This is a genomic window from Pseudomonas sp. FW305-25 (assembly GCF_017351415.1).
Taxonomy (GTDB): Bacteria; Pseudomonadota; Gammaproteobacteria; order Pseudomonadales; family Pseudomonadaceae; genus Aquipseudomonas; species Aquipseudomonas chlororaphis.
The window spans coordinates 124,019-141,493 of record NZ_JACNDE010000009.1 but is presented as its reverse complement, the minus strand read 5'-3'; the positions used below and the strand labels follow the sequence as shown (position 1 = coordinate 141,493).

At 63.5% G+C, this 17,475-nt stretch carries 17 protein-coding genes; 15 read left to right on the top strand and 2 right to left on the bottom strand.

Translation table 11 applies throughout. The features are described 5' to 3' along the window. Nucleotides 1–197: 197 nt before the first annotated feature. From J4E58_RS11535 to J4E58_RS11480, 12 genes are all read left to right on the top strand, one after another. The gene (locus J4E58_RS11535; RefSeq protein ID WP_007922413.1) at nt 198–953 is read left to right on the top strand and encodes a DeoR/GlpR family transcriptional regulator; all 756 of its coding nucleotides are present in this window, start codon (nt 198–200) and stop codon (nt 951–953) included. 294 nt (nt 954–1,247) lie between these two features. Beyond that, nucleotides 1,248–2,786, top strand: coding sequence for a glycerol-3-phosphate dehydrogenase (gene glpD / locus J4E58_RS11530; RefSeq protein ID WP_053262455.1), 1,539 nt, complete (start codon nt 1,248–1,250; stop codon nt 2,784–2,786). Nucleotides 2,787–3,225: 439 nt separating this feature from the next. Next, entirely contained in the window at nt 3,226–4,140 is a 915-nt protein-coding gene (locus J4E58_RS11525) for a glutamate/aspartate ABC transporter substrate-binding protein (protein ID WP_007927135.1), read from the top strand. 189 nt (nt 4,141–4,329) lie between these two features. Then, nucleotides 4,330–5,076, top strand: a complete 747-nt coding sequence (locus J4E58_RS11520; protein WP_009045378.1) for an amino acid ABC transporter permease — start codon at nt 4,330–4,332, stop codon at nt 5,074–5,076. Next, on the top strand, nt 5,076–5,747 hold the full coding sequence (locus J4E58_RS11515) for an amino acid ABC transporter permease (RefSeq protein ID WP_087090128.1): 672 nt from the start codon (nt 5,076–5,078) through the stop codon (nt 5,745–5,747). Before J4E58_RS11520 ends, J4E58_RS11515 begins: the two co-directional genes overlap by 1 nt. Beyond that, nucleotides 5,744–6,478 (top strand): amino acid ABC transporter ATP-binding protein, encoded by a 735-nt coding sequence (locus J4E58_RS11510; RefSeq protein ID WP_007927141.1) that lies wholly within the window; start codon nt 5,744–5,746, stop codon nt 6,476–6,478. Before J4E58_RS11515 ends, J4E58_RS11510 begins: the two co-directional genes overlap by 4 nt. A 156-nt stretch (nt 6,479–6,634) precedes the next feature. Further along, nucleotides 6,635–8,536: a sensor histidine kinase gene (locus tag J4E58_RS11505; protein ID WP_007927142.1), complete on the top strand. Its 1,902-nt coding sequence runs from the start codon at nt 6,635–6,637 to the stop codon at nt 8,534–8,536. Continuing rightward, nucleotides 8,533–9,858, top strand: coding sequence for a sigma-54 dependent transcriptional regulator (locus tag J4E58_RS11500; protein ID WP_053262457.1), 1,326 nt, complete (start codon nt 8,533–8,535; stop codon nt 9,856–9,858). The genes J4E58_RS11505 and J4E58_RS11500 overlap by 4 nt, the downstream gene beginning before the upstream one ends. Before the next feature lie 28 nt (nt 9,859–9,886). Further along, nucleotides 9,887–10,216 (top strand): GlpM family protein, encoded by a 330-nt coding sequence (locus J4E58_RS11495; protein ID WP_172963012.1) that lies wholly within the window; start codon nt 9,887–9,889, stop codon nt 10,214–10,216. 235 nt (nt 10,217–10,451) lie between these two features. Further along, nucleotides 10,452–11,372, top strand: a complete 921-nt coding sequence (locus J4E58_RS11490) for a hypothetical protein (protein ID WP_007927145.1) — start codon at nt 10,452–10,454, stop codon at nt 11,370–11,372. Continuing rightward, complete coding sequence (locus J4E58_RS11485) at nt 11,369–11,743, top strand: EamA family transporter (RefSeq protein WP_053262459.1); 375 nt, start codon at nt 11,369–11,371, stop codon at nt 11,741–11,743. The genes J4E58_RS11490 and J4E58_RS11485 overlap by 4 nt, the downstream gene beginning before the upstream one ends. A gap of 31 nt (nt 11,744–11,774) precedes the next feature. Further along, the gene (locus J4E58_RS11480; protein ID WP_007927148.1) at nt 11,775–12,173 is read left to right on the top strand and encodes an EamA family transporter; all 399 of its coding nucleotides are present in this window, start codon (nt 11,775–11,777) and stop codon (nt 12,171–12,173) included. A gap of 169 nt (nt 12,174–12,342) precedes the next feature. Here the strand turns inward: J4E58_RS11480 and J4E58_RS11475 are convergent, their stop codons facing one another. After that, nucleotides 12,343–13,152, bottom strand: a complete 810-nt coding sequence (locus J4E58_RS11475; protein WP_087090124.1) for a fatty acid desaturase — start codon at nt 13,150–13,152, stop codon at nt 12,343–12,345. Between the two features lie 325 nt (nt 13,153–13,477). Further along, nucleotides 13,478–14,260 (bottom strand): MipA/OmpV family protein, encoded by a 783-nt coding sequence (locus tag J4E58_RS11470; protein WP_087090122.1) that lies wholly within the window; start codon nt 14,258–14,260, stop codon nt 13,478–13,480. A gap of 230 nt (nt 14,261–14,490) precedes the next feature. Between J4E58_RS11470 and J4E58_RS11465 the strand changes: the two genes are divergently transcribed. The 3 genes from J4E58_RS11465 to J4E58_RS11455 are packed head-to-tail and all read left to right on the top strand — an operon-like array spanning nt 14,491 to nt 17,475. Beyond that, nucleotides 14,491–15,210, top strand: a complete 720-nt coding sequence (locus tag J4E58_RS11465; RefSeq protein WP_087090120.1) for an MtnX-like HAD-IB family phosphatase — start codon at nt 14,491–14,493, stop codon at nt 15,208–15,210. Further along, a complete protein-coding gene (locus J4E58_RS11460) occupies nt 15,203–16,597 on the top strand; it encodes an aspartate aminotransferase family protein (RefSeq protein ID WP_087090118.1) in 1,395 nt (464 codons plus the stop codon). Before J4E58_RS11465 ends, J4E58_RS11460 begins: the two co-directional genes overlap by 8 nt. Continuing rightward, entirely contained in the window at nt 16,594–17,475 is an 882-nt protein-coding gene (locus J4E58_RS11455) for a carboxylesterase (RefSeq protein ID WP_087090116.1), read from the top strand. Before J4E58_RS11460 ends, J4E58_RS11455 begins: the two co-directional genes overlap by 4 nt.

Genomic DNA, 17,475 nt, shown 5'->3' with positions numbered 1-17,475 from the left:
AGGAAAGCCAAGGCAAAAACAGACGAGGACCGGCTGGGGTCGCACCCGACTTTACGTGTTTGTAAATGAGCAGTCCGAGTCTGTTTTTAACGCAGGATTTCCGAGCGTAGTAGTTTTCACGTGATCGGGTAACTGGTCGGGAGTAGATTCCTGCGGCATCATGGGCAAATTTTGCATGGCAGCCCAAAGGAAGCCCCATGAATCTGCCTCCCCGTCAGCAGCAAATCCTCGAGCTGGTCCGCGAACGCGGCTATGTCAGCATCGAGGAAATGGCCCAGCTGTTCGTCGTTACACCGCAAACCATCCGCCGCGATATCAACCAACTGGCGGAAGTGAACCTGTTGCGTCGCTACCATGGCGGCGCAGCCTACGACTCCAGTGTCGAAAACACCGCCTACGCCATGCGCGCCGACCAGATGCGCGATGAGAAACAACGCATCGGCGAAGCCATCGCCGCGCAGATCCCCGATCACGCCTCGCTGTTCATCAATATCGGCACCACCACCGAATCCATTGCCCGGGCACTGCTCAATCACAGCCACCTGAAGATCATCACCAACAACCTGCACGTGGCTTCCATGCTCAGCGCCAAGGACGACTTCGACGTGCTGCTGACCGGCGGCAACGTGCGTCGCGATGGCGGTGTGGTCGGCCAGGCCAGCGTCGACTTCATCAACCAGTTCAAGGTCGACTTCGCCCTGGTCGGCATCAGCGGTATCGACGAAGACGGCAGCCTGCTGGACTTCGACTATCAGGAAGTGCGTGTGTCCCAGGCGATCATCGCCAATGCCCGGCAGGTGATCCTGGCCGCCGACTCCAGCAAGTTCGGGCGCAATGCCATGATCCGCCTCGGCCCCATCAGCCTGATCGATTGCCTGGTCACCGACCAGCAGCCGGTTCCGGCGCTAACCCAGTTGCTGCAACAGCACAAGATTCGCCTGGAAGTCGTCTGATCCCTCCCCTGTAGCCGCTGCCGCAGGCTGCGATAAGGCCGAAGGCCTTCAGCGAACTGGAGATCCTGCGCCCCCTTCGGGCGCAATCGCAGCCTTCGGCAGCGGCTACAGATCCCCCTTCCGCAAGCCGCGGACACCTCGCGTCCGACAATGTTCGTAAATTTTCCTTTCCCTGCCTTTCGATGAGTTTTTTCAATCGAATCCCGCTGGCTGTCGGCGTGTTTCTGCGCTAGTATTTTCGCAAATGAACATTAATGTTCGATTTCAAATACCAGAAGAACACGAGGCCAGTCGATGCCCACTTCCACCTTGCCCGCGCCCCCTCTCGCCGAGATTTATGACATTGCCGTGATCGGTGGTGGAATCAATGGTGTCGGCATCGCCGCCGATGCCGCCGGGCGTGGCCTGTCCGTGTTCCTTTGCGAAAAAGACGACCTGGCCAGCCATACGTCCTCGGCCAGCAGCAAGCTGATCCACGGTGGCCTGCGCTACCTCGAACATTACGAATTCCGTCTGGTGCGCGAAGCCCTGGCCGAACGCGAAGTGCTGCTGGCCAAGGCCCCGCATATCGTCAAGCCCATGCGTTTCGTCCTGCCGCACCGCCCGCACCTGCGTCCGGCGTGGATGATCCGCGCCGGCCTGTTCCTTTATGACCACTTGGGCAAGCGGGAAAAACTCGCCGGTTCCAAGAGCCTCAAGTTCGGTGCCGACAGCCCGCTGAAGGCCGAGATCACCAAAGGCTTCGAATACTCCGACTGCTGGGTCGACGACGCCCGCCTGGTGGTGTTGAACGCCATGGCCGCCCGCGAAAAAGGCGCCCACGTGCACACCCAGACCCGCTGCATAAGTGCCCGCCGCAGCAAGGGCATGTGGCACCTGCACCTGGAGCGCGCCGACGGCAGCCTGTTCTCGATTCAAGCCAAAGCCCTGGTGAACGCCGCCGGCCCATGGGTCGCCAAGTTCATCAAGGACGACCTGAAGCTGGATTCGCCTTATGGCATCCGCCTGATCCAGGGCAGCCACCTGATCGTGCCGAAGCTGTACGAAGGCGAACATGCGCACATCCTGCAGAACGAAGACCAGCGCATCGTCTTCACCATTCCGTACCTGAACCACTTCACCCTGATCGGCACCACCGACCGCGAGTACACCGGTGACCCGGCGAAGGTGGCGATTACCGAAGGCGAAACCGACTACATCCTGAAAGTGGTCAACGCCCACTTCAAAAAGCAGCTGAGCCGCCAGGACATCGTGCACACCTACTCCGGCGTGCGCCCGCTGTGCAACGACGAATCCGACAACCCGTCGGCCGTGACCCGCGACTACACTCTGGCGCTGTCCGGCAATGCCGACGAAGCGCCGCTGCTGTCGGTGTTCGGCGGCAAGCTGACCACCTACCGCAAGCTGGCCGAATCGGCCATGGCCCAGCTGACGCCGTTCTTCAAGGGCATCAAGCCGAGCTGGACCGCCCACTCGACCCTGCCCGGCGGCGAAGACATGACCACCCCGCAGGCACTGGCCGAAGCGATTCGCCAGAAGTTCGACTGGGTACCCAGCGAAATCGCCCGCCGCTGGGCCACCAGCTACGGCAGCCGCACCTGGCGCCTGCTGGAAGGCGTACACAGCCTGAGCGACCTGGGCGAGCACCTGGGTGGCGGCCTGTACACCCGTGAAGTCGATTACCTGTGCAGCGAAGAATGGGCGGTCAATGCCCAGGACATCCTGTGGCGCCGCAGCAAGCTGGGGTTGTTCACGACCCCGGCAGAACAGGAAAAACTGCAGCACTACCTGCAGAAGGTCGAGCAGAACCGGGCGAAGATCGAAGCCGCCTGATCGCCCGTCCTATTAAAGAAGCCCCCGCGCCACACGGCCCGGGGGCTTTTTCATGGCCGCGGCGTCTGTAGGAGCGAGGCTTGCCCGCGATGAACGATGACGCGGTCCAACAGGTACACCGCAGCGTCCGGATCGCGGGCAAGCCTCGCTCCTACAGGGGAATGAGCCCGGCCCTGCTGGGCATTCGGTTTTCCGAACGCGACTTTCGGGTCAATTCGGATAACCGGATAAAGACCGCCGACAATATCCACCATAAATATTTAATAGCCTTTCAAATCAAGGTCTTGATACGGATCAGCTGGCCTGGCACGACTCATGCTCTACACTCTTCGACGAATGCCTGATGGGCCAACACACATCAGGAGCCGTCAAGGCATTCGCTGTATAAGAGAGCCGTCGAACTGGCTTCATAAAAAAAACAAATGTCGAGGAAATATTGATGCGCATCGTTCCCCATCTGTTGGGCGCAGCCATTGCTGCTGCTCTGATTAGCACTCCAGTGGTCGCCGCCGAACTCACCGGCACGCTGAAGAAAATCAAAGACTCCGGCACCATCACCCTCGGACATCGCGACGCTTCCATTCCGTTCTCCTACATCGCGGATGCATCCGGCGTTCCAGTCGGCTACTCCCACGACATCCAGCTGAAAATCGTCGAAGCCATCAAGAAAGACCTCGACATGCCGGATCTCAAGGTCAAATACAACCTGGTTACCTCGCAGACCCGTATCCCGCTGGTGCAGAACGGCACCGTGGACGTCGAGTGCGGCTCCACCACCAACAACGTCGAGCGTCAGCAGCAGGTCGACTTCTCCGTCGGCATCTTCGAGATCGGCACCCGCCTGCTGTCCAAGAAGGATTCGCCTTACAAGGACTTCGCCGACCTGAAGGGCAAGAACGTCGTGACCACCGCCGGCACCACGTCCGAGCGCATCCTCAAGGCGATGAACGCCGACAAGCAGATGGGCATGAACGTGATCTCAGCCAAGGACCATGGCGAGTCCTTCAACATGCTCGAAGGCGGCCGCGCCGTCGCCTTCATGATGGACGACGCGCTGCTGGCCGGTGAAATGGCCAAGGCCCGCAAACCGACCGACTGGGCCGTGACCGGTACCGCGCAATCCTACGAAATCTACGGCTGCATGGTCCGCAAGGGCGACGCACCGTTCAAGAAGGCCGTGGACGACGCCATCGTCGCCACCTACAAGTCGGGCGAGATCAACAAGATCTACGACAAATGGTTCCAGTCGCCGATTCCACCAAAAGGCCTGAACCTGATGTTCCCGATGAGCGACGAGCTCAAGGCCCTGATCGCCAACCCGACCGACAAAGCGGCTGACGATAAAAAGTCCTGATTCCTGACTAACCTTGTCTCCTGAAAGGGCGCGGCCCTTTCAGGAGCCTGTCACTACCTGCTGGCTTTTTTTGGAAACACTCGAACCGGTGGTTGTCGAGCCGATCGCGTGTGCCTGGGCGTCATCCAGGCGGGAACGGATTTCCCCAAGCGGGTGCTTGTACATCGATCGATCAGAGGGGAGACCCTAATGAATTACAACTGGGACTGGAGCGTGTTCTTCAAGTCCACCGGCGTGGGCAGCGAGACCTATCTCGACTGGTACATCGCGGGCCTGGGCTGGACCATCGCCATCGCCGTGGTGGCCTGGATCGTCGCACTGCTGCTGGGCTCGATCCTGGGCGTCATGCGTACCGTGCCGAACCGCCTGGTGTCGGGCATCGCCACCGTCTACGTGGAGATTTTCCGTAACGTACCGCTGCTGGTTCAGCTGTTCATCTGGTACTTCCTGGTGCCGGACCTGCTGCCGCAAAACCTGCAGGACTGGTACAAGCAGGACCTCAACCCGACCACCTCGGCCTACCTGAGCGTCGTCGTGTGCCTGGGCCTGTTCACCGCCGCCCGTGTCTGCGAACAGGTGCGCACCGGTATCCAGGCGCTGCCACGCGGCCAGGAATCCGCGGCCCGCGCCATGGGCTTCAAGCTGCCGCAGATCTACTGGAACGTGCTGCTGCCCCAGGCCTATCGGATCATCATTCCGCCGCTTACCTCGGAATTCCTCAACGTCTTCAAGAACTCCTCCGTGGCCTCGCTGATCGGCCTGATGGAGTTGCTGGCGCAGACCAAGCAGACCGCCGAATTCTCGGCCAACCTGTTTGAAGCCTTCACCCTGGCCACGCTGATCTACTTCACCCTGAACATGAGCCTGATGCTGCTGATGCGCATGGTCGAGAAGAAAGTCGCGGTGCCCGGCCTGATCTCCGTGGGGGGCAAATAATGGAATTCGATTTCACTGGCGTCGTCCCAGCCATTCCCGGCCTGTGGAACGGCATGCTGATGACCCTCAAGCTGATGGCCCTGGGCGTCGTCGGCGGGATCATCCTCGGCACCATCCTGGCGCTGATGCGCTTGTCCCACAGCAAGCTGCTGTCGAACATCGCCGGCGTCTACGTCAACTACTTCCGCTCCATCCCGCTGCTGCTGGTGATCACCTGGTTCTACCTGGCGGTGCCCTTCGTGCTGCGCTGGATCACCGGCGAAGACACCCCGATCGGCGCATTCGGCTCGTGCATCGTGGCTTTCATGATGTTCGAAGCGGCGTACTTCTGCGAAATCGTCCGCGCCGGCGTGCAGTCGATCCCCAAGGGCCAGATGGGCGCCGCCCAGGCGCTGGGCATGAGCTATGGCCAGATGATGCGCCTGATCATCCTGCCCCAGGCGTTCCGCAAGATGACCCCGCTGCTGCTGCAGCAGAGCATCATCCTGTTCCAGGACACCTCGCTGGTGTACACCGTGGGCCTGGTGGACTTCCTCAATGCTTCGCGCTCCAGCGGCGACATCATCGGCCGCTCCAATGAGTTCCTGATCGTTGCCGGTCTGGTGTATTTCACAATCAGCTTTGCCGCCTCGCTGCTGGTCAAGCGTCTGCAAAAAAGGTTTGCCGTATGATCTCTATCAAGAACATCAACAAGTGGTATGGGGACTTCCAGGTGCTGACCGATTGCAGCACCGAGGTCAAGAAAGGCGAAGTGATCGTGGTGTGCGGACCGTCCGGCTCCGGCAAATCCACCCTGATCAAATGCGTCAACGCCCTGGAGCCGTTCCAGAAAGGTGACATCGTGGTCGACGGCACCTCCATCGCCGACCCGAAGACCAACCTGCCGAAACTGCGCTCGCGCGTGGGCATGGTGTTCCAGCACTTCGAGCTGTTCCCGCACCTGACCATCACCGAAAACCTGACCATCGCGCAGATCAAGGTGCTGGGCCGCAGCAAGGAAGAAGCCACCAAGAAAGGCCTGCAATTGCTGGAGCGCGTCGGCTTGTCCGCCCACGCCCACAAGCACCCGGGTCAGTTGTCCGGCGGCCAGCAGCAGCGTGTGGCGATCGCCCGCGCGCTGGCGATGGACCCGATCGTCATGCTGTTCGACGAACCGACTTCCGCGCTCGACCCGGAAATGGTCAACGAAGTGCTGGACGTGATGGTGCAACTGGCTCACGAAGGCATGACCATGATGTGCGTGACCCACGAAATGGGCTTCGCCCGCAAGGTCGCGGACCGGGTGATCTTCATGGACGCCGGCAAAATCATCGAAGACTGCCCGAAAGAGGAATTCTTCGGCGACATCAACGCCCGCTCCGAGCGTGCGCAGCATTTCCTCGAGAAAATCCTGCAGCACTAAAAACGATGCGGCTCGCCCCTGTAGGAGCGAGCTTGCTCGCGATGGTCGTTAACGATAACGCGTGCATCCTGGATAATGCGTTGTCCTTGAGTTCTTCGCGAGCAAGCTCGCTCCTACAGGAAGCGGGCGAGCGCTGGTTGACCCAAGGCATCTGTGATGAAATGCGACCCCACTCTCTATCGCGCCGCGCCGCCATCACTCGCCGTGAAACCCCGTCTGATCCGCCACCTGTTCCTGCCGCCACTGGTCATCGCGCTGATGATCGGCCTGGGCTACGTCGGCTTCTGGATCAGCGAGCATTACGGCATCCGCAGCCTCAGCGAGAACGGCGAACGCCAGCTGGAACTGCACGCCCGCGCGGTCGAAAGCGAGATCAGCAAATACACCTACCTGCCCAGCCTGCTGGAACTCGAATCCAGTGTGTCGCTGCTGCTCAACGACCCGACGCCGGAGCACCGGCAGACCGTCAACAATTACCTCGAAGGCCTGAACCGGCGCAGCCGCAGTCGGGCCATTTACGTGATGGACACCACCGGTCGCGTGCTGGCCACCAGCAACTGGCGCGACGTCGACAGCTACCTGGGTGAAGACCTGTCCTTCCGGGCCTATTTCCAGAATGCCGTGCGCGGCCAGCCCGGGCGCTTCTACGGCATCGGCAGTACCAATGGCGAGCCCGGCTACTACCTCGCCCACGGCCTGGAAGAACAGGGCAAGATCATCGGCGTGGCGGTGGTCAAGGTACGCCTGGAGGCCCTGGAAGAACGTTGGCAACGCGCCCGCCTGGAAGGCTTCGTCAGCGACGAGAACGGCATCATCATCCTCTCCAGCGACCCGGCCCGGCGGCTGCGGTCGGTACGCCCGCTGAGCGACGACACCAAGGAGCGCCTGGCGCGCAGCCTGCAGTATTACTGGTTCACCCTCAACGAACTGGAGCCGCTGGCCCGCGAACGCCTGGCCGAAGGCGTGGAGAAGCTGACCTTCCCGGCCAACACCGAGCTGGTGTCCGACGACAAGGAAATCAGCTACCTGTCCCAGACCCGGCCCCTGAGCGATACGCCCTGGAACTTCACCCTGCTGACGCCGCTCAAGGACCTGCGCCGCGAAGCCATCAACCAGGGCATCCTGGTGGCCGTGGCCTTCGCCCTGGTGGCTTTCCTGCTGATTGCCTGGAACGAGCGGCGCAAGGTCATCGCCACCCGCCTCGCCGCCCGCGAAGCCCTGCAGGAAGCCAACAACCAGCTGGAACGGCGGATCGCTGAACGCACCAGCGACCTGCGCGCCAGCAACGAACGGCTCAAGGGCCAGATCCGCGAGCGCCGCCAGGCCGAGGAAACCCTGCGCCGCGCCCAGGACGAACTGGTCCAGGCCGGCAAGCTCGCCGCCATCGGCCAGATGTCCACCAGCATCGCCCATGAACTGAACCAGCCGCTGGCCGCCCTGCGCACCCTGTCCGGCAACACCGTGCGTTTCCTCGAGCGCGGCGCCCTGGATACCGCCAGCACCAACCTCAAGACCATCAACGAACTGATCGACCGCATGGGCCGCATCACCGCCAGCCTGCGTTCCTTCGCCCGTCGTGGCGAGGACCAGGGCGAAGCCAGCCTCGGCAAGGCCGTGGACGCTGCCCTGCAGTTGCTCAACGCACGCCTGGAAAACCTGCCGCTGCAATTGCACCGCGACTTCAACGAAGTCCAGGTGCGGATCGACCAGACCCGCCTGGAGCAGATCCTGGTCAACCTGATCGGCAACGCCCTGGACGCCATGCAGGCCCAGCCGCGACCGGAGCTGTGGCTGGAAGGCGAAAGCGTCGAAGGCAAATACCGCCTGCGGGTACGCGACAACGGCCACGGCATCGACGCCGAGGCGCGCAAGCATCTGTTCGAACCCTTCTTCACCACCAAACCCGGCGAGCAGGGCCTGGGCCTCGGCCTGACCCTGTCCGCCAGCCTGGCCGCCGCCACGGGTGGCAACCTGGGCGTCGAGCACCCGGCCGACGGCGGCACCGCCTTCGTCCTCAGCCTGCCCCTGGTCAGCCCTACACAAGCCGAGCCGCTATGAACAACGACCTTACCGTCCTGATCGTCGAAGACGACCCCCATGTCCTGCTCGGCTGCCAGCAGGCCCTGGCCCTGGAAGACATTCCCTGCGTCGGCGTTGGCAGCGCCGAAGAAGCCCTGGAGCGGGTCGGCGACAACTTCGCCGGCATCGTCATCAGCGATATCCGCCTGCCGGGCATCGACGGCCTGGAGCTGCTGACCCGCCTCAAGGCCCGTGACCGCAGCCTGCCGGTGGTGCTGATCACCGGCCACGGCGATATCTCCATGGCCGTCGGCGCGATGCAGAAAGGCGCCTATGACTTCATGGAAAAGCCCTTCTCCCCCGAGCGCCTGGTGGACGTCGCCCGCCGAGCCCTGGAGCAGCGCGGGCTGGCCCGGGAAGTGTCGTCGCTGCGCCGCCAGCTGGCCGAGCGCGACTCCCTCGAAGGGCGGATCATCGGCCGCTCGCCGGCCATGCAGCACCTGCGGGAACTGATCGCCAACGTCGCCGACACCTCGGCCAACGTGCTGATCGAAGGCGAGACCGGTACCGGCAAGGAACTGGTCGCCCGCTGCCTGCATGATTTCAGCCGCCGCCACACCCACCAGTTCGTCGCCCTCAACTGCGGCGGCCTGCCGGAAAACCTGTTCGAAAGCGAGATCTTTGGCCACGAGGCCAACGCCTTCACCGGCGCCGGCAAGCGGCGCATCGGCAAGATCGAGCACGCCCACGAAGGCACGCTGTTCCTCGACGAAGTGGAAAGCATGCCGATGAACCTGCAGATCAAACTGCTGCGGGTGTTGCAGGAGCGCACCCTGGAGCGCCTGGGCTCGAACCAGAGCGTGGCGGTGGATTGCCGGGTGATCGCGGCGACCAAGTCCGACCTCGACGAACTGGGGCGCGCCAACCAGTTCCGCAGCGACCTGTATTACCGCCTGAACGTGGTGACCCTGGAGCTGCCACCGTTGCGCGAGCGTCGCGAGGACATCCTGCAGCTGTTCGAACACTTCCTGCAGCAATCGTCCCTGCGCTTCGACCGCGCCGCACCGGAGCTGGACAACCAGACCCTGTCGAACCTGATGAGCCACGACTGGCCGGGCAACGTGCGCGAGTTGCGCAACGTCGCCGAACGTTTTGCCCTGGGCCTGCCGGCGTTCAAGAAGTCCAGCGGCAACGCCGCGCAGGGCCTGGGCTTTGCCGAGGCGGTCGAGGCCTTCGAGCGCAACCTGCTGGGCGACGCCCTGCAACGCAGCGGCGGCAACCTGACCCAGGCCAGCCAGGAACTGGGCATGGCCAAGACCACGCTGTTCGACAAGGTCAAGAAATACGGCCTGAGCCACTAACCAGACTGCGAGAAGTACCGTGGATTTATTGCTCAAAGCCTGCCTGGGCGCCGCCGTGGTGGTGATCCTCGCCGCCCTGGCCAAGACCCGGAATTACTACATCGCCGGCCTGGTGCCGCTGTTCCCGACCTTCGCCCTGATTGCCCACTACATCGTCGGCAAGGGCCGTTCCATCGACGACCTGAAGACCACAATCCTGTTCGGCATGTGGTCGATCATTCCCTACTTCGTGTACCTGGCGACCCTCTACGTGATGGTCGACCGCCTGCGCCTGGAAGCCTCCCTGGCAGTGGCCGCGGTGGCCTGGCTGATGGCCGCCACCGTGCTGGTCAGCGTCTGGGTCCGCGTCCACGTCTGACTCCCCCTTGTAGCCGCTGCGGCAGGCGGCGATAAGGCCGAAGGTCTTCAGCGATCTCAAGACCTCTGCGCCCCCTGCGGGGGCGATCGCAGCCTCGCGGGCTCGGCAGCGGCTACAGGTGCCGTTCAGCGCCCTGGCCCGTCCCTTGCATTTACCCTGTAAAGCCCGCTCTGCCTGCGTCCGCGACCTGTGACGCAGGCTTTTCCGAGGGGCGCTGCCATGGGTAAATCCTGCTTTGAACATTCTCGATCTCGACCACAGCCTGACCGCCCAGGAGCCTGTCCAGCGCCGGCTGCGCAGCGGCCAGGCCCGACGCCTGGACCTGCTGGACCTGGGCCCGAAACTGCGGCTCTGGTCCACCGAACGCACCTACCGCCACTTCACCGAGCGCCTGCGGCAAAGGCCCGCCCACAGCGGCCCGCAGCCGGAAATCTTCTTTGTCGGCTCCGGTGACTACCACCACCTGACCCCGGCCTTCCTCGCCGACCTGCAACAGCCGGTCAGCCTGATCCACTTCGACAACCACCCCGACTGGGTGCGCTTCGCGCCGCGCCGCCACTGCGGTTCCTGGGTCAACCGGGCGCTGCAGCTGCCGCACATCCAGCGCATCGTCACCCTCGGGCCGTGCAGCGACGACCTGCACAACCCGCAGCTGCGCGGCGGCAACCTCGGCGCGCTGCGCCACGGCAAGCTGCAGCTGTTTCCCTGGGAGCACGCGCCCTCCAAGGTCTGGGGCCGGGTCGGCGACGGCGCCGGGCACCAGCAGCAGGAAAACCACCTGCACTGGCGCAACCTGGCCGGGCTCGACTGGCCAGCCTTCCTCGACCAGTTGATCGCCAGCCTGCCCACCCAGGCGATCTGGATCACCATCGACAAGGACGTGCTGGCCAGTGCCGACGCCGCGACCAACTGGGACCAGGGCGGCATGCGCCTGAGCCACCTGCTGCAGGCCCTGCGCAGCCTGGCGGCGGGCAAGCGCATCCTCGGTATCGACATCTGCGGCGAGTTCGCCGCGCCGGCCTTCAGCAACGCCTTCAAGCGCTGGGAAGCACGCTCCGACCAACCGCCGGCCGAACGCTGGAGCGCAGCCGACCTGCTACGCAATTCGACCACCAACGAAGCCCTGATGGCGCTGTTCGAGGAGCTGTTCCCGTGACCCTGACCGTTGTCTTGCTAGTGGCGTTTTCCATTGTCCTGGACGTGATCGGCCAGCTCTGTTTCAAGCTCGGCCTGGACCGCCTGCCGGAGCTGGAAGGCGGTTTTCGCCTGAATGCCTTCTGGGGCCAGGTGTTCAACGCGCCGCTGCTGTGGTGCGGCATCGGCGCCTATGTGATCGAGTTTTTCGTCTGGCTCGAAGCCCTGTCCCGCGCGCCGCTGAGCCTGCTGTTTCCGGCGGCGGCCCTGGCCTATTGCGGCGTGGTCCTGGCCGGCAAGCTGATTCTCGGCGAGCACGTCAGCCGCCGGCGCTGGCTGGGCACCCTGGTCATCACCCTCGGCGTGATGCTGGTGTGCGTCGCCAGCACCTGAGCCCCCTCAACGCTTCACAAGGAAAGATTTCATGACTGCACAGACTCACGGCTGGCTCCACGGGCGCCTCGGCACCCTGGTGCTCTGGGCCCTGCTGATCGGCTTCGAAAGCGCCGGCCAGATCGCCACCAAGGTCGGCGGCGACCAGCTGGGCCAGATGGATTTCAACCTGCAATGGCTGGCCGCGGTGGCGGTCAACCCGGGGGTGCTGCTGGCGATTGCCTGCTACATCGGCGCGTTCTTCGTGTGGATGCTGATCCTGCGGCGCAGCAGCCTGTCCCTGGCCTTCCCCCTGAGCTCGCTGGTGTTCGTGGTGGTGTTGCTCGGCTCCTGGCTGGGCCTGGGCGAGCAGATCAGCCTGCTGCACTGGGTCGGTGTGCTGGTGATCGTCGGCGGGATCGCCCTGCTGGCCGAGGGCGAGGAGGCCTAGGACATGGGGGCGCATAACGCCCCTGTAGCCGCTGCCGAGCCCGCGAGGCTGCGATAAGGCCCGCAGGGCCTTGGTTCCCAATCTCCCGCCGAGCCTTTCGCGGTCTTCAGAACGCCACGACCGTACCGGTCGATCGCAGCCTGCGGCAGCGGCTACAGGTGCGCGGGCCTCAGCGCTTGGGGTGTTTCAGCAGAAAGCCCAGGCCGTGGGCCAGCGGAATCACCTTCACCCCCGCCGCCCGCTGCTGTTCGCGGATCTCGCGGTGGAAGGCCTTGACCCGGGTCCAGTGCATCTTCGGCCGGTAGTGGTGTTCGGCGTGGTAGCCGTTGTTCATCCAGATCAGGTTGTAAAGCCAGCTGTAGGAACTCACGCCCCAGGCGATCGGCAGGTCCGGGTTGCCGCCCAGGTGTTCGTAATAGCCGTTGAGCGAGGACAGCGACTGTCCCAGGTACCAGAACGGCAGCAGCACCAGCAGCGCATGCCAGTCGTATAGCGCCAGCGCCACGTAGGCCAATACCGTCACGCCGATTTCCACCTTGACCCAACGCGCGTCCGCCGGGCGCTTGCGCTGCATTTCCTGGTAGATGGCCTTGGGGTCGTCGCGGAAAAAACTCAGGAAGGTGTAGGCCCAGACATTGTCCGGCTGGCCATTGCGGCCATGCAGGTAGATCGACAGCGGGTCGATCGTGGTGCCGTCCGCCCCGGGCCGATCCGAGTTGCCACGGTGATGGCGGTTGTGGATATCGCGGTACAGGGTCTGGGAAAAACCGATGGTCACCGACAGCAGCAGATCGAAGCCGCGGTTCAGCCACGGCAGGCTGAGCGCATACAACGACGCCGCCGGCAGGATCACCCACCAGGACAGGCTGTGAAAGGCCAGCACCAGCCACAGGACGAAGGAAAAATGCGCCAGGGCCATCAGGATCGGGACGATGTCCCACAGCGAATGGGCAAGCAGGCGATAAGCGGGACGAGCCATGAAGAACTTCCTGAAAAGTGGGTTCATGGCTGCCAGTGCAAAGGGTGGACCAATTTCTCAGACGTAATAACGAAACGGTTCGCGACAGCAATGACACAGGCTCTCCCTGTAGGAGCGAGCTTGCTCGCGAAAAACCCCGAGATCATCCAGATAACCGGAGAGAAATACAGCACAAAAGGCAGGCTACGCCTGCATCGCGGGCAAGCCTCGCGCCTACAGAAACAGCGCATGCCGGCAGAGGTATTCAGCCGCGCTTTTGTAGGAGCGAGGCTTGCCCGCGATGACGAAACGCCCCGCAAGCCCGGTGATAAGGCCTTGGCCGGCCTCAGAACTGGTAGCTGAGGGCGGTCTGGACCTGGCCCTGGTTCACTTCGCCGCGCTCGCGCACCAGGGTGCTGTCGGCCGCCGAGCCCGTCAGGTGAATCCAGCTGGCGCTAGTCATCCACGACCAGTTGCCGCCCAGGGGCACCTGCAGGTTCTGGGTCAGGGTCAGGTTCTGCAAACCGCCGCCGGCGCTGTAGCGGCCGATGCCCGTGGCCTGGGCTTCGGCGTCGCTGATGCCAAAGAAGGTCTGGGTTCGCCGGGCGTCGGCGAAATGCGCGGTGAGGTTGCTGCTGCCGATGATCCCCAGGCCCAGGGGATAACCGATTTCGCCGCCGACCTTGCCCAGCAGGCCGCCCTGGCCCTCGCCCGCGGCCACCGCGCTGCCGAGGGAGGCGAACAGGCGCCAGAAGTCGTCCGGCGCGTACTGGATGTAGCCGCCGACATCGGCCATGTTCGGCACGTCCCGCAGGCCGCGCAGCGAGCCGTTGGCGTTGCGTCCCGGCAGGTAGTTGATATAGGGCCCGGCGCTGAAACCCTTGGCCTTGAAGGCGTCCCAGGTCAGGCCATCGTCGGTGTCGAGGCTGACATCGCCCCACTCCAGATCGACATAGGGCAAGGGCACGGTGTCATGCCGGCTGCCGCTGGGGTCATGGGGCTGGTAACCGATGCCCAGGCCCAGCGCGCCGCTCAATCCATCCTGGCCTCCGTCCTCGGCGAAAGCCCCGCAGACAGCCCCCAGAGACAGCAGGGCGGCGAACAGGGCGGAGCGTGTGAAGCTGAACATGGCGCGGGGTTCCTTAAGTGAAGATGCGCGCATCAATCACCACCCTGCCCCCTCCCTGCAAGCACTGATGTTGTTTGTAGCGAGCTACAAAATTTGTAGCTCCAACCCGCCCATCCAACGCCTTGTTCCCGCGCAAAGCCCGGCCCGCCTGGGCTTGAGCCACTTGGCACAGTCCCTGCTCCAGTGCCTGGCATGCGCAAAGTGCGCTCCTCTACAACAGGTAACTGCAGATGATGCACTGGCATATCGTGTGTGACTTCGACGGGACCATCACCCGCACCGACGTGATCGACAACGTCCTCCAACGCTTCGCCGACCCGAGCTGGGAAGACATCGAGCAACAATGGCTGGACGGCCATATCGGCTCCCGGGAATGCCTCAGCCGCCAACTGGCGCTGGTCAAGGCCTCGCCCGCCGAATTGCTGGCCTACTTCGACAGCGTCGAGATCGATCCCGACTTCCCCGACTTCGTCGATCACGTGATCGGCCTGGGCGCGTCCCTGGAAGTGGTCAGCGACGGCATCGAACAAGGCATCGCGCGCATCCTCGCGCGCCACTACGTGAGCCTGCTGCCGATCCTCGCCAACCGCCTGCGCCAGGTCGACCAGCACAGCTGGCGCATCGACTTCCCGTATTCCAGCGACGCCTGCCGCGCCGCGTCCGGCAACTGCAAATGCAAATCCACGCCCAAGGGCAAGCGGGTGCTGGTGATCGGCGACGGCCAGTCCGACATGTGCGTGGCCGCCAGCGCCGACTTCGTGTTCGCCAAGGGTCGCCTGGCCGAGTACTGCCAACGCAACGCCATTCCCCACGCGACTTTCGATTCCTTCGCCGAACTGCCGGCACTGCTGGCGCTGTTGCCCAACGACGCGGCCAACGCCGGCACCTTCACCCTCGACAACACCACCGAACATTGCGTACCCACTCAGGAACTCTTCCACCATGTCTGACATTCGTATCGCGACCGCCGAAGACCAGGTGCTTCTGGAAAAAGAAGCCAAGTACTGCTCCTACGGCGACACCGTCCACTACATCGAACCGCCACGGATCTTCAGCCGCTGCGAAGGCTCCTACGTCTGGGACACCAGCGACCAGGCCTACCTCGACCTGCAGATGTGGTACTCGGCGGTGAACTTCGGCTATGCCAACCCACGCCTGAACAACGCCCTCAAGCAACAGATCGATACCCTGCCGCAGATCGCCAGCCAGTACCTGCACAAGGGCAAGATCGAGCTCTCGGAAATGATCGCGGTCGATGCCAAGAAGAAATTCGGCCTCGACGGCCGCGTGCACTTCAACGTCGGCGGCTCGCAGTCCATCGAGGACTCGCTGAAAGTCGTGCGTAACGCCACCAACGGCAAGAGCCTGATGTTCGCCTTCGAAGGCGGCTACCACGGCCGTACCCTCGGCGCTTCGTCGATCACCTCCAGCTACCGCTACCGCCGCCGCTACGGCCACTTCGGCGAGCGCGCCAACTTCATTCCCTTCCCCTACCACTTCCGCGGCCCCAAGGGCATGACCAAGGAAGAGTACGGCAGCCACTGCGTGCAGCAGTTCGCCCGGCTGTTCGAGACCGAATACAACGGCGTGTGGGACCCGAAAGTCGGCCAGAGCGAATACGCCGCCTTCTACGTCGAGCCGATCCAGGGCACCGGCGGCTACGTGATCCCGCCGATGAACTTCTACAGCGAGCTCAAGCACGTGCTCGACCAGCACGGCATCCTGATGGTGGTCGACGAGATCCAGATGGGCTTCTACCGCACCGGCAAGCTGTGGTCGATCGAGCACTTCGACGTCAAGCCGGACGTGATCGTCTTCGGCAAGGCCCTGACCAACGGCCTCAACCCCCTGGGCGGCATCTGGGCCCGCGAAGAGCTGATCAACCCCAAGGTCTTCCCGCCGGGTTCGACCCACTCCACCTTCGCCTCCAACCCGCTGGGTACCGCGGTGGGCCTGGAGATGTTCAAGATGACCAGCGAGATCGACTACGGCGCGATGGTCATGGAGAAGGGCAAGTACTTCCTGGCCGGATTGCAAGACCTGCAGAAGCGCTACCCGATCATCGGCGACGTCGACGGCCTGGGCCTGGCGCTGCGCTGCGAGATCTGCGCCACCGACGGTTTCACCCCGGACAAGGCGACCCTGGACTACATGGTCGAGGAAGGCATGAAGGGCGACATCGAGATCAATGGCCAGCGCCTGGGGCTGATTCTCGATGTGGGCGGCTACTACAAGAACGTCATCACCCTGGCCCCCTCGCTGGAAATCAGCTACGCGGAGATCGACCTCGGCATCGCCCTGCTCGACCGTCTGCTGGACCGGGCCATGAAGCGATGAGCGCACTGATCGATCTGGACGAAGGCATCGACCTGGGCCAGGGCGATGCCGGGTTCGTGCTCGGCAGTGGCGAGGTCGCGGTGTTGTTGATCCACGGCCTCACCGGCACCCCGACGGAACTGCGTCGGGTGGCCGTCGGCCTGGCCAACGCAGGGTGCACGGTGTACGTGCCGACCCTGGCCGGGCACTGCGGCAACAACGCCGACCTGCAGGCCACCGGCTGGCAGGACTGGTACGAGGGCGTGCGCCGGACCTTCGTCGGCATCCGTCGCCGCCACCGCCAGGTGTTCGTCGGCGGCCTGTCGATGGGCGCCGTCATGTCCATGTACCTGGCCTCGGAACACCCGGGCCAGGTCAGCGGCCTGCTGATGTATTCGACCACCCTCAAGTACGACGGCTGGAGCATCAACAAGCTGGCGTTCCTCACCCCGCTGCTGATGAAGATTCCGTTCGGCGTGCACATCTGCAGCTTCGAGGAGAAGCCGCCGTATGGCATCAAGAACAAGCGTCTGCGGGCGGTGGTCGAGCGGCAGATGAAGGCCGGCGAAAGCAGCAGCGCCGGCCTGCTGACCATGGAAGGGGTGACCGTGCGCGAACTGCACCGGATGAACGCGGTGGTGAAAAAACGCATGCCGTCGATCACCACCCCGGCCCTGGTGCTGCACTCCATCGAGGACGACATCACCAGCCGCTGGAACGCCGACTATGTCGAGCGCAAGCTCGGCGGCCCGGTGGTCAAGGTACTGCTCGACAACTGCTACCACATGATCACCGTCGACCTGCAGTACCGCCGGGTGGTGGAGTTGAGCGCGGACTTCATCGAAAGGCAGACAGGCCCGCGGTCCGTGGCGTACGACGACCTGCGCCAGTTCGCCTGA